General features: G+C 51.3%; 12 protein-coding genes and 1 pseudogene. 9 read left to right on the top strand and 4 right to left on the bottom strand.

The window, feature by feature from the left end:
• The first annotated feature begins 139 nt into the window (after positions 1-139).
• Complete coding sequence (locus B157_RS0124940; protein ID WP_020606038.1) at positions 140-607, top strand: PepSY-like domain-containing protein; 468 nt, start codon at positions 140-142, stop codon at positions 605-607.
• 236 nt (positions 608-843) lie between these two features.
• Positions 844-3,345, top strand: coding sequence for a TonB-dependent receptor (locus B157_RS0124935; protein ID WP_020606037.1), 2,502 nt, complete (start codon positions 844-846; stop codon positions 3,343-3,345).
• Between the two features lie 23 nt (positions 3,346-3,368).
• On the opposite strand, the gene B157_RS0124930 is transcribed toward B157_RS0124935, so the two are convergent.
• Positions 3,369-3,650, bottom strand: a complete 282-nt coding sequence (locus B157_RS0124930) for a hypothetical protein (RefSeq protein WP_020606036.1) — start codon at positions 3,648-3,650, stop codon at positions 3,369-3,371.
• Positions 3,651-3,808: 158 nt separating this feature from the next.
• Between B157_RS0124930 and B157_RS0124925 the strand changes: the two genes are divergently transcribed.
• Positions 3,809-4,633: an SGNH/GDSL hydrolase family protein gene (locus B157_RS0124925; RefSeq protein WP_020606035.1), complete on the top strand. Its 825-nt coding sequence runs from the start codon at positions 3,809-3,811 to the stop codon at positions 4,631-4,633.
• 143 nt (positions 4,634-4,776) lie between these two features.
• Here the strand turns inward: B157_RS0124925 and B157_RS0124920 are convergent, their stop codons facing one another.
• The gene (locus tag B157_RS0124920; protein ID WP_020606034.1) at positions 4,777-6,849 is read right to left on the bottom strand and encodes a M3 family metallopeptidase; all 2,073 of its coding nucleotides are present in this window, start codon (positions 6,847-6,849) and stop codon (positions 4,777-4,779) included.
• Between the two features lie 498 nt (positions 6,850-7,347).
• Between B157_RS0124920 and B157_RS0124915 the strand changes: the two genes are divergently transcribed.
• Positions 7,348-8,289 carry a 5-dehydro-4-deoxyglucarate dehydratase gene (locus B157_RS0124915; protein ID WP_020606033.1) on the top strand — a complete coding sequence of 314 codons (942 nt, stop codon included), beginning with the start codon at positions 7,348-7,350 and terminating at the stop codon, positions 8,287-8,289.
• A 318-nt stretch (positions 8,290-8,607) separates the two neighbouring features.
• Positions 8,608-10,605, top strand: a complete 1,998-nt coding sequence (locus tag B157_RS0124910; protein WP_020606032.1) for a C1 family peptidase — start codon at positions 8,608-8,610, stop codon at positions 10,603-10,605.
• Between the two features lie 73 nt (positions 10,606-10,678).
• Here B157_RS0124910 and B157_RS0124905 read toward each other — a convergent pair whose 3' ends face one another.
• Positions 10,679-11,197: a hypothetical protein gene (locus B157_RS0124905; RefSeq protein ID WP_020606031.1), complete on the bottom strand. Its 519-nt coding sequence runs from the start codon at positions 11,195-11,197 to the stop codon at positions 10,679-10,681.
• A gap of 351 nt (positions 11,198-11,548) precedes the next feature.
• Between B157_RS0124905 and B157_RS0124900 the strand changes: the two genes are divergently transcribed.
• The 4 genes from B157_RS0124900 to B157_RS0124885 all read left to right on the top strand — a co-directional run bounded on the left by B157_RS0124900 (position 11,549) and on the right by B157_RS0124885 (position 14,515).
• Positions 11,549-11,917, top strand: coding sequence for a T9SS type A sorting domain-containing protein (locus B157_RS0124900; protein ID WP_020606030.1), 369 nt, complete (start codon positions 11,549-11,551; stop codon positions 11,915-11,917).
• Between the two features lie 100 nt (positions 11,918-12,017).
• Complete coding sequence (locus B157_RS0124895; RefSeq protein ID WP_020606029.1) at positions 12,018-13,148, top strand: sensor histidine kinase; 1,131 nt, start codon at positions 12,018-12,020, stop codon at positions 13,146-13,148.
• Between the two features lie 76 nt (positions 13,149-13,224).
• Positions 13,225-14,007, top strand: coding sequence for a LytR/AlgR family response regulator transcription factor (locus B157_RS0124890; protein ID WP_020606028.1), 783 nt, complete (start codon positions 13,225-13,227; stop codon positions 14,005-14,007).
• A 127-nt stretch (positions 14,008-14,134) separates the two neighbouring features.
• Complete coding sequence (locus tag B157_RS0124885) at positions 14,135-14,515, top strand: leucine-rich repeat domain-containing protein (protein ID WP_020606027.1); 381 nt, start codon at positions 14,135-14,137, stop codon at positions 14,513-14,515.
• Here B157_RS0124885 and B157_RS39120 read toward each other — a convergent pair.
• A pseudogene (locus tag B157_RS39120) lies at positions 14,508-14,774 on the bottom strand (hypothetical protein); the annotation flags it as partial. The gene B157_RS0124885 and the pseudogene B157_RS39120 overlap by 8 nt on opposite strands.

Genomic DNA, 14,774 nt, shown 5'->3' with positions numbered 1-14,774 from the left:
AAACGCCTGCCGAGTAGTAAGCGACTCACTCCCGAAAAGTTTGACAAATGGGGTTAAAATTGGATGAGCGTTGACACCGTCAGAATTGCTACAGGATAGCTCCTTAAATTTGAGGAATAAACCAAACCAACGTACATCCATGAAAAATTCACGCTCATTCACTACGCTGGGCGTCACCACGCTGGGTGTCCTGGCCCTTTTGGCTGCCACGCCCCTGGTACCAACGGCTTCTGCCACACCAACTATGCACCGGGTTGCGGGCATCGATGTACCGGCAGCGGCCAAAGCTACACTGGCGCGGCTGTATCCCGGCGTAAAAAACGCAAAGTGGGAGAAAGAGGACGGAAATTATGAAGTGGGTTTCACCCATCAGGAAAAACAACTATCGCTCGTTATCGACGCAAAAGGGAGCGTACTGGAAACGGAAACAACAATTCCGGTAACGGCCCTCCCCGAGTCGGTGCGCAGCTACGTAACAAAACACCAGGCGGGCAAGGCAATAAAGGAAGCAGCCGAGATTGTCGATGCCAAAGGCCGTAAAAAGTACGAAGCTCAGGTAGGGGGAAAAGACTTCCTCTTCGATGAAAAAGGTACGTTTATCAAGTAGTTTCTCGACGCCTTCAATCGCTCAAAATGCATAATCTGCCGGGCTGGTGTGTCCCAATACTACCCACACTTCTTCTTTTTTCCATGTCGGGTTCGGGCTACCAGTGAAAAACCATTCAACCCCCACTTATGGGGATTGAGTCCGGCAGAACCGGCATTCAGCCGCGTTCATTTCCATGCGGACAATACCCTCCTCATCTTTACACAATTCACCTCGCATACAACCAACGTTACATCATGTGGCTCAACATTACCGGTCAGTTTTTACTCATACTGACAACGAGCGTCGCCCTGGCCCAATCGCCCGTTGTTCAGTCAGCTCCCTCCCCACCTGCTCCGGTTAGTGAAACACCCGGCAAAGGCAATGCAAAAATTACAGGTTACGTAGTTGACTCGACGCTAACCAAAGCGGTTGAATTTGCAACCATCGCCCTCTATACGGCCGACGACAAACTGATTGATGGTACCGTAGCCGACGACAAAGGGAAATTTACGTTGAATAAACTGGCACCCGGCACCTATAAAGTACTTCTGTCTTTTATTGGTTTTTCGCCCAAAACAATCCGTAATGTTATGGTTGAAAAAGGCGAAACCAGGGACCTTGGCGTTATCCGGCTTAGCAGCAGCACCCGCACCCTGGCTGAAGTGACGGTAGAAGGAAAAAAAGCACTCATTGAAGACAAAGTAGATCGACTGGTCTATAATGCCGATGCCGATTTATCGGCTAAAGGGGGTGATGCGACCGATATTCTGAAGAAAGTACCGATGCTGAGCGTCGATCTGGCAGGAAATCTGTCGTTGCAGGGCAGTAGCAACATCCGGGTGCTGATCAACAACAAACCGTCGTCTATTCTGGCGGGAAACCTGGCCGACGCGCTCCGGCAGATTCCTGCCGACCAGATTAAAACGGTGGAAGTGATCACCTCGCCTTCGGCTAAATACGATGCGGAGGGTAGTGGCGGTATTATCAATATTATCACCAAGAAAAACTCCTTACAGGGATTGCATTTAGACGTCGACGCTGGGGCGGGTAACCGTACCTCGACGCTGGGGCTGAATGGCAGCTTTCGTAAGGGAAAACTTGGGGTAAACCTCAACGGCAACGGGCGCAGCATTTATAATCCGTCGGCTTCAGACCTCAACCAGACTACGTTCCTATCGCAGTCGGCCACGCCTATCCAGACCCGGCAACACGCCACCGGCTTCGATACGGGCCTGTTTGGACAGTACGCGCTGGGGCTGGATTACGACCTTGCCCCCAACCAGTCGCTCACCGCCGGGGCACGGTTTGGGGTGCGTAACCTGAACCGCGACCAGCAATTTGCCACCAGTACGTTTATGGGTGATGTAATATCTGCGCCCGCTCTACGCAACGTGACCAGCCACGATTTATCGAACTCGGTTGATCTGAACGTCGATTATCTGCACACGTATAAAAAGGTTGACGACGAACCGGCAAAAGAGTTTAGCCTCTCCTCGCAGTTCAGCCGCAACAACCTGACCAATAACTTCGATGCCAGCCAGCTCGACTCGCTGGAAAACGTACGCAGCCGCCAGCGCAACCTGAACTATAACACCAGTCAGGAATTTGTGCTGCAGGCTGACTACCTGACATCGCTGAGTAAAAACCAGCGGCTCGAGTTTGGCGCCAAAAATACCCAGCGGCAGGTAAACAGCCAGTATCAGTATTTGCTGGCCGGGCCTACTTCCGCTTTTGCACCCGACGACAGCCGCCCGGCAGGTTCGCTCGATTATGCCCAGAACGTGGCTGCTGGTTATGTAGCCTACACGCTCATTACGGCCAGCAAAATAACCCTTAAAGGTGGTTTGCGTTATGAGTACACTAGTATTCAGGCTTCAGCAGCCGGGCAGGGGCCTATCGCCATTCCTGACTACGGCAAGGTGGTGCCAAGTCTGAATATTTCCCGGCAAATCAGCGACAAAACGACGATAAAATTTGCCTACAACCGGCGCATTCAACGCCCGAACATTCAGGACTTGAACCCGAATTTCAACGCCACCAACCCACTCAACATCCGCATTGGCAACCCCTATCTGAAACCCGAAGTTACTGACCGCGTTGAACTGGGATTTAGCACTAACACCAAAAAAACGTACTTGAATGTGTCGCTTTACACCCGGCTCAACCGCGATGACATTCAAACCGTCAGTCAGCGGTCCGACACGCTGGCGGGGGCGGTGGTGACACGCGTGCAGAACGTGGGGAAGGAATATAATTACGGCACCAATATTTTTACAACGGTGAATATTACTTCCCGCTGGAGTGTAAATACCAACATAGACATCATGTACCGCTACATCAGCGGGTTGGCCCTGGGCATTACGGGCGAATCAATTACACTGACCAACACGGGTATTCGCTGGGGTGGACGATTCGACACGCAGATTCAGTTTGATAAAGGTTGGGCCGCGCAGGCCAACTTTGGCTACCGGGGCCGCGACGTACAGTTGCAGGGCTATCGGATTGGCTTCGCGCAGTATTCGCTGGGCGGGCGTAAATCGTTCACCAACAAACGGGGCAGCATTGGGCTGGCCGCCGAAAACTTCCTGACCAACGGCATGCGCTTTGTATCGGTGCTGAACTCGGCGCAGTTCAATCAGGATTTCCGGCAGTACATCTATAACTCCAGCATCCGGCTCACGTTCAGTTACAAAATAGGGAGTTTGAAAGGGGCCAAAATTCGGAAAGGCAAGTCGGGTAGCAGTGATGAAGAATAGCCCGGCAGCGCTGGAAAGGCAGGCTACTTTTTCTGGCTCTCGCGTTGCAGCGCTTCGAAATCACCGCTAATCCATCGGGGTTTGCCGAGGTAGCTGGGATTCACGACAAAACGTCCCGTTTCGGTGTCCAGGATAACCGTTTCGCGTTCGTGAACGATCATCTGGAACCGGCGCGTATCCAGTAGAGCCGGTTTTGGTTGCGCTTTGTCGGCAGGGGTGAAATTAGCCAGTACGAGGATGCCACCTACGGTGAGTACCCCCAGCAAAAATGACTTAATGTCGATGGACAGGGTGATGGTTTTCATCGGTGATTAAAATTGGTTTTGGTTGAGTTGTTTAAACCTCGCTAAAAACGGATGAAGCAGGCTATCTGAGCCAGATAAGAAGGCCATTAACCGTTAAATTTAGCCAGTCGTTTGCTTTGGTAAGTTAACCGACTTTCCAATCCGTCTGACCAACTCCAATGAAAAAACTACTCCTGCTCGTCGCCCTCGTTGGCCTGTTTAGCTCCTTTAAAGACGACCAGCTTACCTGGACGGCGCTGGGCGATTCGATTACCTACCTGAACGACCATACCAACGAAACCGGCAACCGGGTGACCAGGGGGTACATGACCCGCGTCGTGGAGAAACTACCGAACGTTCACTATACCAACAAGGGATACAATGGCTGGACGGCAGTGCGTATCGCGCAGGAAATTGAGAAACTGGGCCTGACGAAAGCGGATATCTATTCCGTTTTTCTGGGCACCAACGATTGGTGGGGCAGCAAACCCCTGGGCCACTTTGCTGATTACCAGAACAGTACCGGCGATGCTACGGTCTATGGGGCCTTTCGCATCATTATCGACAAACTTCGTGGCCTGAATCCGGCTGCACACATCATCCTGATTACGCCCATGCAACGGGCCGATTTTGTGTACCTGACCAATTTTAAGAACAACGCTTTCGGGTCGTACAAGCCTAAAAACGGGCAATCGCTCGAATCATTCGCGCTGGCGGTTGACTCCATCGGCCGGTTTGAACAGTTTCCGGTGGTCGATTTGTACCATCTCAAGGGGCTTGACGTCAAGAAGGCGGTGAAGTACAAGCGACTGAAAAACCCTTTAACCGGCCAGTACCACAACTACAAGTATCCTGCCTTCATCGACGTGCCTTTCAACCCCGAAACCGACGAGTACCCCTACCCCTCCGACGCCATCAACATAACCTACGACGGCCTGCACCCCTCCGACAAAGGCAACGCAATTATCAGCAAGCAGCTGGTGAAAGTGATGAAAAAGTATTGACGGGGTAACGGCCCGGCAGCCATGAGTCAGGTATTCACATACGTGTTCAGCGCGTCAGGCTTGGGAAAAATAACGTCATTTTCTACGCGATTTAAACCGACCCAATAAGCAAAGGGGGAGCCAGTAACTGGCTCCCCCTTTGCTTATTCTGCGAGCAATCCGCTTCGGCGGAGCATGGCTTTGGGCGAGGGTTCACGCCCCCGGAATTTCTTGTACAACTCCATCGGTTTTTCGCTGCCCCCGCGTTCCAGCACGTTCCGGCGGAAACTGTCGGCGGCTGCTTTGTTGTCCAGCCCGCCTTTTTCCTCAAAAAACGCAAAGGCATCCGCATCCAGCACCTCGCTCCACTTGTAGCTGTAGTAGCCCGCCGAGTAGCCCCCCGCGAAGATGTGCGAGAACGCCGGGCTGGTAGCCACCCCGGCCACTCGCGGGAACAGATTCGCCACGGCATCAACGCGGTCCTCTACCGCCGTAACGGTTTCGCCGGTTGGTTTCTGGCTGTGGTAATACATGTCTACCAGACCAAAGCGGAGCTGCCGCAGCGTAGCCATGCCCGCCATAAAATTCTGGCTGACCCTTATTTTTTCGATTAGCTCATTGGGAATAACCTCATCCGTCTGGTAGTGCCGGGCGAATAGCTTGAGGGCTTCGGGGTCGTAGCACCAGTTTTCCATGACCTGCGAGGGTAACTCGACAAAATCGCGGGGGACGTTCGTGCCGCTCAGGCTCTCGTACTGGCTGTTAGCCAGGATTCCGTGCAGGGCGTGCCCAAACTCATGAAACAGGGTCGTTACTTCGCCAAATGTCAGGAGCGACGGTTTGCTTTCCGAAGCCGAATCTCCCGCACGGGTGGCCTCGATGGGCCGCGTGAAGTTGCAGACGTTGATAATGTGCGGACGGATATTTTCACCGGCCTCCATTCGCTGCCCCCGTACATCGTTCATCCACGCGCCACTGCGCTTGCCGGTACGAGGGAAATAATCACCGTAGAACACGGCCAGAAACGTACCATCCGCATCGAACACCTCGAACGTTTGTACTTCGGGGTTATAGACCGGAATATCACTGCGCTCCCGGAACGTGATGCCATACAGTTTTTCAGCCAGCGCAAACGCACCGTTCAGCACATTATCGAGTTTGAAATACGGCTTCAGCGTTTCATCGTCGAGGTCGTATTTTTCTTTTTTCAGTTTATCGGCGTAGTAACTGCTGTCCCACGCCTGAAGGGTATCCTCCGGAAAACGGTGGGCTTTGGCGTAGGCAGTCAGTTCGGCGAGCTGGCGTTCGGCGGCAGGCCGGGCGTAGGTCACCAGTTCGTCCAGGAAACCCTGCACCTTATCGCGGGAACCGGCCATACTATCTTCGAGCACAAAATCGGCGTGGGTTTCGTATCCCAGCAGGCTGGCCCGCTCGTACCGCAGCGCAACAATTTTCTGGATAATGGCCGAGTTATCGTTTTCATCACCGTGAAAACTACGCCCGTTGTAGGCCAGGTAGAGTTTTTCGCGCAGTTCGCGGTTATCGGCGTGCTGCATAAATGGCCCGTAGCTGGGAGCCTGTAGGGTAAATGTCCAGCCCTCCAGCCCCTTCTCCTTAGCCGTTGCTTTGGCTGCTTCGCGGACGTAGTCGGGCAGACCGGCGAGGTCCTTCTCATCGGCAATGGGCATGACGAAACTATTGGTTTCCTTCAGGGCATTTTCACCAAACTGAAGACCCAACTGCGATAGTTCTTTATCAATTTCCCGGATGCGTGCCTTACCGGTTTCGTCCAGATTGGCTCCATTACGGGCAAAGCGTTTGTACGATTTTTCGAGCAGCATGGCACTCTCCGGGTCGAGGGTGAGGCTGGCCCGCTGGTCATATACCGCCTTTACCCGCGCAAACAGCGGCTCGTTCAGGGAGATATCATTATGGTACTCACTGAGCAACAGCGAGGCCTCCTTCACTAGTTGTTGAAGTTCGGGCGTAGTTTCGGCACTATTCAGGTTGAACAGCACCGAGGTAACCTTGCCCAGTAAATCACCCGACCGCTCAAGGGCGACAATGGTGTTCTCAAACGTGGGTGCAGCCGGGTTGCTGGCAATATCCGCCACTTCCCGGCGACCTTCTACCATCCCTTCTTTCAGAGCGGGCATGAAATCTACATTGGCAATTTTGTCGAATGGGGCCGTTTGATGGGGTGTTACATACGGCAGTAAGAATGGATTCTGTGACATTGTTAGATTAGGGATGGCCGTGTCCCGGTACCGCAGTCAGCACAGTAATGCCGGTAACAGGCCAGTTTAGTTGATTCGTAGTCGGTTTAACATACAGGTTTGCTGACTAAGTTTCCGGGGAGAGCGATAAACGAAGTAAGGGAAGCGGTTAATGAAACCGGGTCTGGCGCAATTGGAGCATCCGGCATGGCATCGGGATGATTTTCTATCCTGACTTTTCTCTAGTTCGCTTGTGACATTCCACATTAACCTATAACGTTTTGTTGCCGGCAATCAGCCTAACGGAGCGAATAAGAAAGCACAGAACAGTACGCTTCGGGACTGCATTTCGGCCAGTGGCACCAAAAAAGTGGTTACCACCCGGCTGGGACTTTACGCAGAACAGGTCTTGAACGGGTTATATTTTTCGCCTGTATGTCTCTTTACTATAAGCGTTTTTTGTTGTGGCTCCGGTCACCTGACACCCTATCACTCACTTTTTCTATCAGTCAGTCAATTATGGCCTTACCCTTACACCAAATCAAAGCCTCGCTCGAAGATGGCCTGTTATCCTTTCCCATTACGGACCTGGACAAAAATGGTCAATTCAACGCCGATACGTATGCCGCCCGTCTGGACTGGTTCGTAACGCACGATGTATCGGCCATCTTCGTGGCGGGCGGAACGGGCGAGTTCTTCTCCCTGTCGGAAAGCGAATACCGAAACGTTGTGGCAGTGACGGCCCGTACGGTGCAGGAAAAAATACCGATGATCTCAAGCGTGGGACGTAGCATTCCCGAAGCGATTTCGTTTGCTAAAATTGCCGAAAAAGCGGGAATGAACGCGCTGTTGCTCATGCCCCCCTACCTCACCGAATGTCCGCCCGATGGCATTTACCAGTACGCCAAAACAATCATGGACAATACCAGCCTGCCCGTCATTTACTACAACCGGGGCAACGGCGTTTTATCGAGTGATTACGTGCAGAAATTAGCCGACAGTTGCCCTAATTTCACTGGCCTGAAAGATGGTACCGGTAATATGCAGGAGTTGAACGACACCATTAAATCCGTTGGCAGTCGCTTGTCCTACATCGGGGGGGTACCAACCGCCGAAATCATTGCCGAAGCGTATCTGTCTATCGGTGTCAATACGTACTCATCGGCGGTTTTCAATTTCGTCCCCGAACTGGCGAACCTATTTTATAAGAGTCTGCGGGCAGGTAACAAAGAGGTTATCGCCACTATACTCCGGCAATTCTATATTCCGTTTGTCCGGCTCAGAAACCGCAGGCAGGGCTATGCCGTAAGTCTGATTAAAGCAGGGGCAACCCTCATTGGCCGTTCGGCGGGTGATGTCCGGCCACCGCTGACCATGCCAACACCGGAAGAAATCCAGCAACTGGAGGCCATTATCCAGCAGTCGGCCGATTTGATAACTAACTGGTTATTTTCTCATTAGAGTCCCTTTTACCGGGAAAGCCAGTCAACTTGACTGGCTTTCCCGGTAAAACTGGCTTTACAAATACGGGAATTTTCCCGTTGACTACAATTCTTTTGAAAAGCTACTTTGTTGCTCACTATCATCGTTCGGCAGGGCTTTCTTGTAAAAATACAGTTGCATCAAAAGTAGTGATTGGGGTAGTGTAGGCGGGGTCGCCCCAGTTATCAACAGAAACGGTAGCGACATTAACGATTGTACGGGAAGCAGATTATCAAGACTTACAATCCAATAGGAACCAGTTTATACGTATCGAGCTAAGATCAAAATCTACACCATATGGCAACCCAGAAAGCTACCGTTCTACCAGAACTTGATGCACGACCCGATACACTTGATTTTCGAGACAAGATTTACGTAGCGAATCTTTACGAAGTGCCCACCCGAATCGGATTGGATGAATATAAAAAATGGGAGGTACCCATTCTCGATCAGGGGCAGGAAGGGGCCTGTACAGGGTTTGGTTTGGCAACTGTTGCTAACTACCTGTTACGCCGTCGAAAGATTGTGCCTGATCCTAAGCCAGTTAGCTCTCGTATGCTGTATGAAATGGCCAAGCGATACGATGAGTGGCCGGGAGAAGATTATAGTGGATCCAGTGCTCGTGGAGCGATGAAAGGATGGCACAAACATGGCGTATGTGGCGAAGAATGTTATCCCTACAATGCGCTGAAACCAGATGGGCGGCTAACACAAATGCGCACCTCGGATGCACTGAAGCGGCCTCTTGGTGCTTATTACCGGGTTAACCATAAAGATTTGGTTTCTATGCATAGTGCCATGGCTGAAGTAGGCATTCTATATGCAACAGCTTCCGTTCATGATGGCTGGCGAAATGTAAGTGAGAAGGGGGTCATTGATTTCGCTGAAAATACCATTGGGGGTCATGCTTTTGCCATTGTAGCTTACGATGATCAGGGTTTCTGGATTCAAAATTCTTGGGGTGTAAAGTGGGGGTCCCAGGGATTTGGCCTTATTTCCTATGACGATTGGTTAGCCAATGGAACCGATGTTTGGGTGGCACGACTGGGAGCACCGGTAACTTTGTTGCGGCCACAATCGATTGCTACCAGTTTCTCGGCAGCAGCGGGTAAGTCCAACGCCTATTCTTATTCAGACCTACGGCCCCATATCGTTAGTCTGGGTAATGACGGAACTCTGGAAGAAGGGGGGGATTTTGGAACTACCACCGATGAGGTACGGAATATCTTCCAGGTGGACTTCCCACGGGTTACAGAAAAATGGCCAAAGAAGCGTTTGCTGTTATATGCCCATGGAGGGCTGGTTGATGAAACGGCAGCCGTTCAGCGATTAGCCGATTATCGCCAAACGATGCTCGATGCGCAGGTATATCCAATTTCATTTATCTGGCATAGCGATTTCTGGTCGACAGCCACCAACATTCTACAGGATGCCCTTCGGAAACGCCGGCCGGAAGGCATCCTCGATGCCAGTCTGGATTTTATGCTGGATCGCCTGGACGATGCTCTGGAACCATTGGCCAGAGTGTTGACGGGCAAAGCAGAATGGGACGAAATGAAGGAAAATGCCCTACAGGCAACTGTAAATAAAAACGGTGGCGTACGTTTTGTCCTTGAAGAACTATCAAAACTAGCGACAGACCCAACTGTTGAAATACACGTAGTTGGTCATAGCGCTGGTAGTACGTTTCATGCCCCTCTGGTAAGGTTACTCACGGCGAAAGGGGAGATAACGTCCGGCTATTTAAAGGGTCAAACGGGCTACGGCCTACCAATTGAATCCTGTACCTTGTGGGCACCGGCCTGCACAATTGACTTGTTTAAAAAGGCCTATCTGGAGGCTATAAAGGATGACCTAATTCGTCGCTTTGCCCTCTTCACGCTAACCGATAAAGCAGAGCAGGATGATAATTGTGCCCAAATTTATCACAAGTCTTTACTGTACCTAGTTTCTAACGCATTTGAAGCCAGGCCACGCATACCCATATTCAGGCCAGAAGGAGAGCCGATTCTTGGCATGACCAAATTTCTTGATGATGATAAAGAGTTAACTAAGTTATTCAAGTCTAAAAAAGCAGACTGGATTCTGGCCCCTAATACAGCCCTAAATGAGCCTAAAAATTATTCGACTGCTCATCAGCATGGTGATTTTGATGATGATAAACCTACCGTAAAAGCCACGTTGGCCCGCATTCTGGATCAGACGAAACCTGAATCCAGTAAAGTCGACAATCCATTGACGTTTTATAGTTCTTCCTCCTCTTTACGCGATACGCGTCAACAGCTTACCAATTGAACCACAACAAAAAAAAGCCGGTCAAGCTGACCGGCTTTTTATACACTCTCCTTCCTATACTCAAAACATTCAACTAATAGCCATTGGGACCATACGAACCCCGGCCATTGCCGTACCCGCGCCCCCGACTCGCCGAACGGGAGCCATTCTGTAGTTCGTAAGGACGCATCCGGGCCATGACCCGGTCACGCTGTTGTGGTCCTAACACGGCCATCATATCGATGAACTGCCGCTGGCGAGCCTGCCGCATGAAATCGCGCTGACGGGGGTCGCGGGAATTGACATTTTGTGTTTGCTGGGTGTACCTCGCCCGAATCCGGCGAATCTCACGCTCCTGCCTGCGGGTCAGGTTCAGTTCGCGGTCCCACCACTCCAGATGCCGGTCAAACTGGTTATCATCGTAATCGTAATTGTACCCATTCTGACCGTAAGACTGATTATAACCCGGTTGATTATAGCCCGGCTGATTATAACCCGGTTGTTGCTGTGGGTAATTATTCGATGGCGCTGGCGGATAGCCGTAGCGTTGCGCAAAGGCACCGGTCGAGAGGAGGGCAAGCAGGGTTGCGGCTGTTAACAGTACTTTTTTCATGGTAGCAAATGTTTTCAGGTTGTATTCGCTACTTTGAACAGATTACCCCCAAATGGTTTAATTAATTCTCTGAATAAGGCTAGAAAAACCTCCTATAATGAGAATGAAGAGCAGCAGGATTTCACCTGACTGTTGCATGTCAGTGATTTGTACCTGCAACGACTATGAACGAAAACAGGCCGAAGCAGGCCGTTTTTTAGGAGCGTAACTTATTATTCGTCAGGCTAAACGGTTGCCCTGTCCAGCTAAACCCGGCATTCAATCCGATTTAGTTTCCGGGGCATCACATAACCCGCACCTTTGTCATGCCGAGCCGCCGATGCGGTCAAACGAAACGAACGACAACAAATCATGAAAAAAACTATTCTATTGATGCTGGGACTGGTAGCCGGTACCGCATCGTTCGCCCCAAAAACCATTGCTCAAACCATTGACACGCCAACGCCACAAGCCCGCGTAGTGATGACCAACAACCAGAAAATCCAACTGTTCGTGCAGCCCGTTCAGGTAAACGGAGAGATAGCGATTACGGATGCCGAAGGCCATTCTCTCTATGCCTCAACAATGAACCTAAAAAAAGGGCTGGGCCTTCAGTTCGACGTGTCGGGCCTGTCGGCGGGTACGTACCAGATGACCCTGAAGACCGGTAGCGAGGTTGTGACGAAGACATTTGTGGTTCAGGTTGTTCCGCAGGAAAGTTTTGTCGTGCTAAACGCATAATGGCCGTTCTTTTGTACGTAATTGAGCCGCTTTAAGTCCGGCAAATCAGCGTCAACCTGATTTGTCGGATTCAGTTTACAACGGAGTAACTTTGTCTGTCATGCACGCATCGCCTGTTCCTTACCTCACCCCGCGTCAGAAAGCCCGGATAGCCCTGAGCATCCTGCTCATTTACTGGCCCATTCGGGTGTATATGAACGTGGGGGTACTGAGCTGGAACGTATTGTGGGATAATGCTTTTTTCTTCGTGATCGAGCTTACTCTGACGTTTCTCTTTTTCTGGGGATGGGTTAGTTTGATCGACTGGTTGCAGGAGCGGCTGCTGCGTCGGTTCGGGGCTGACCCGTCCCATGCCCTGCGCTGGCCCGTACAATTGATTTCGCTGGCGGTGGCTACGGGGCTGGCCCTGATTTTCAACGCGGGCTTCGCCGTGGTTCACCACCGGATGGATACGGGCATCGAGCGGCAGTTCCCCAGGCTGGGCCGTCCGCTGGAAACGGTACCACGGGGGGGGCGGGAAAATCGGCAGCGTATGAACAACGGGCTGGTTTTTATGGCCATGTTATCCGCTTTTTATCTGACTGTCAACCGGCGGTCCACCCAGCACATACAAACGCTTCAACTGCAAACCGAACGGCTGCAAAAAGAAGCCGTGCAGGCGCAGTTCGACGCGCTGAAAAATCAGGTAAGTCCTCATTTTCTGTTCAACAGCCTGAGCATTCTGTCATCACTGGTCGAAATTGACACCAAACTATCAGTGCAGTTCATTAACCGGCTCTCGAAAGCCTATCGCTATATCCTCGATCAGCGCGACAACGAACAGGTATCGCTGAAAACCGAACTGGACTTTATCGAGTCGTACACGTTTCTGCTCAATATTCGTTTCGACGACCGGCTCAAGGTAGTCATCAACGTGCCCGAAGCAGCCCGTATCCACTACCAGATTGCGCCCCTCACCCTGCAACTGCTGGTCGAAAACGCCGTGAAGCACAATCAGATGTCGGACGAAGACCCGCTGACGGTCACGATTGCCCTCGTGGGCGAAACGCTGCGCGTCAGCAACCCCATCCAGCTCCGGCCATCCAGTGGCGATTCAACGGGCATGGGGCTGCAAAATATCAGCAGTCGCTACCGCCTGCTCACCGAACAGCCCGTTCGGGTAGGCGAACACAACGGCGACTTTGTCGTGATTATTCCACTATTAATGAGTGAATTGCGAATGAGTGAATGAGTGAATACTTCACTTCCACTGGCCAACATTCGCTCATTCGCTCATTCGCTCATTCGCAATTCACTCATTAAAAAACATGAACGTAGTTATCATAGAAGACGAAAAGCTAACGGCCCGGCGGCTGGAGAGTATGCTGCTGACCTATGACCCCACCATTCGGGTGCTGGCCCAGTTACCCTCGGTGAGCAAGGCGGTGGCCTGGTTTACGGAGGTGGTCAACAGTAACGACCAACTCCCCCTCCCGGACTTGTTGTTTCTGGATATTCACCTCGAAGACGATTCGGGTTTCCGGCTCATCGAGCAGGCTAACCTGACGCTGCCCATCATCTTCACCACGGCCTACGACCAGTACACGCTCCAGGCGTTCAAAACCAACAGCATCGACTACCTCCTTAAACCCATCGATGCGGATGAACTGGCTGCTGCCCTGGATAAGTTCAGGCGGTTGCAGAAAACCACCGAACCCGCATTGGCCGACGTGAACACCCTGCTCAAACTGATGCAAAAACCGTCCGTAACGTACAAGGAGCGGTTTATGGTTACCATCGGCACCAAGATTCGGAGCATCGAAACGACCGAGATTGCCTACTTCTTTTTTGAAGACAAAGCCACCTGGCTCACCACGCAGGAAGGTCAGCACATCACCATCGACTATAGCCTGGATAAACTGGTCGACCTACTGAGTCCCACCCAGTTTTTCCGGGTCAACCGGGCGTATCTGGTATCATTGGGAGCTATTCGGACCATCCATACCTATTCGGGCAGCAAGCTCAAACTGGACCTCAACCCGCCCCCCCGGCAGGACGTTTTCGTCAGTGGCGACCGTATCACGGCGTTCAAAGAGTGGCTGGGGAAGTAGAGGGATTACCCTACCTATAGCCCCGTAGTGGGCTACATAGCAGGAAATGGGCTATACCGTACGTAACGCAATTTGCATGATACCGCAAAAAATGCGTAGTTAGACAGCGTTTAGCTTCCTATCCCGTATGAGTGATTTAGCCCGCCAGTTAATTGCCGAAAACCAGCGCACCCACGCCCCTTTTTTAGACCTTGGCAACTGTGGCTTAAAGGATTCCAATCTGCCTACCGAACTGTTTACTCTGACCTGGCTAACAGCATTAAACTTGGGTGATTGTTACAAGAATAGCCAGGATAATTGGAAAGCCAGTCAGAATACAGGTGTCAAAAATCAACTTTCGGAAAAATCACTGCATCAGGTAAACCAGCTTGAACAGATCCAACGCCTTGATCTGAGTTCCAATAGGGTTAACGATATTCGTTTTCTGGCGGAACTACCTCAACTCCAAAGTCTTGACCTGAGGAACAACCAGATTACAGCAGTTTCTAATTTGGGTGTTTTCAAGTAATTTCGACTCCGTACAGGTAAGCAGTTTCTTGATATAGATGTCTAAAACTGGTTAAGGGTTTGACCATAAACAAGGCCCGGAAGGTAGCCCAAAGTTTGGCTTTTGTTTTGGCTTCTCGCCAGAGAACTTCAAACGGATGACTGCACCACTGAATGAGCTGATCGGTGGTAAAGGCCATCAGCATTAGATAAGCCAGCACCGTGGCCAGCGACTGCTGACCATGCCCATAATTATGGTCGAAGCCGTAGCCCTGATTTTT

This window comes from Spirosoma spitsbergense DSM 19989, from assembly GCF_000374085.1.
Taxonomy (GTDB): Bacteria; Bacteroidota; Bacteroidia; order Cytophagales; family Spirosomataceae; genus Spirosoma; species Spirosoma spitsbergense.
Note: the sequence above shows the minus strand (reverse complement) of the source record. Positions and strands in the feature narration are given on the sequence as shown.

Bases quoted from the DNA above. Each gene is read 5' to 3' on its own strand.
- B157_RS0124940 (WP_020606038.1), top strand. From the start codon at position 140: ATGAAAAATTCACGCTCATTCACTACGCTGGGCGTCACCACGCTGGGT.
- B157_RS0124935 (WP_020606037.1), top strand. From the start codon at position 844: ATGTGGCTCAACATTACCGGTCAGTTTTTACTCATACTGACAACGAGC.
- B157_RS0124930 (WP_020606036.1), bottom strand. From the start codon at position 3,650: ATGAAAACCATCACCCTGTCCATCGACATTAAGTCATTTTTGCTGGGG.
- B157_RS0124925 (WP_020606035.1), top strand. From the start codon at position 3,809: ATGAAAAAACTACTCCTGCTCGTCGCCCTCGTTGGCCTGTTTAGCTCC.
- B157_RS0124920 (WP_020606034.1), bottom strand. From the start codon at position 6,849: ATGTCACAGAATCCATTCTTACTGCCGTATGTAACACCCCATCAAACG.
- B157_RS0124915 (WP_020606033.1), top strand. From the start codon at position 7,348: ATGGCCTTACCCTTACACCAAATCAAAGCCTCGCTCGAAGATGGCCTG.
- B157_RS0124910 (WP_020606032.1), top strand. From the start codon at position 8,608: ATGGCAACCCAGAAAGCTACCGTTCTACCAGAACTTGATGCACGACCC.
- B157_RS0124905 (WP_020606031.1), bottom strand. From the start codon at position 11,197: ATGAAAAAAGTACTGTTAACAGCCGCAACCCTGCTTGCCCTCCTCTCG.
- B157_RS0124900 (WP_020606030.1), top strand. From the start codon at position 11,549: ATGAAAAAAACTATTCTATTGATGCTGGGACTGGTAGCCGGTACCGCA.
- B157_RS0124895 (WP_020606029.1), top strand. From the start codon at position 12,018: ATGCACGCATCGCCTGTTCCTTACCTCACCCCGCGTCAGAAAGCCCGG.
- B157_RS0124890 (WP_020606028.1), top strand. From the start codon at position 13,225: ATGAACGTAGTTATCATAGAAGACGAAAAGCTAACGGCCCGGCGGCTG.
- B157_RS0124885 (WP_020606027.1), top strand. From the start codon at position 14,135: ATGAGTGATTTAGCCCGCCAGTTAATTGCCGAAAACCAGCGCACCCAC.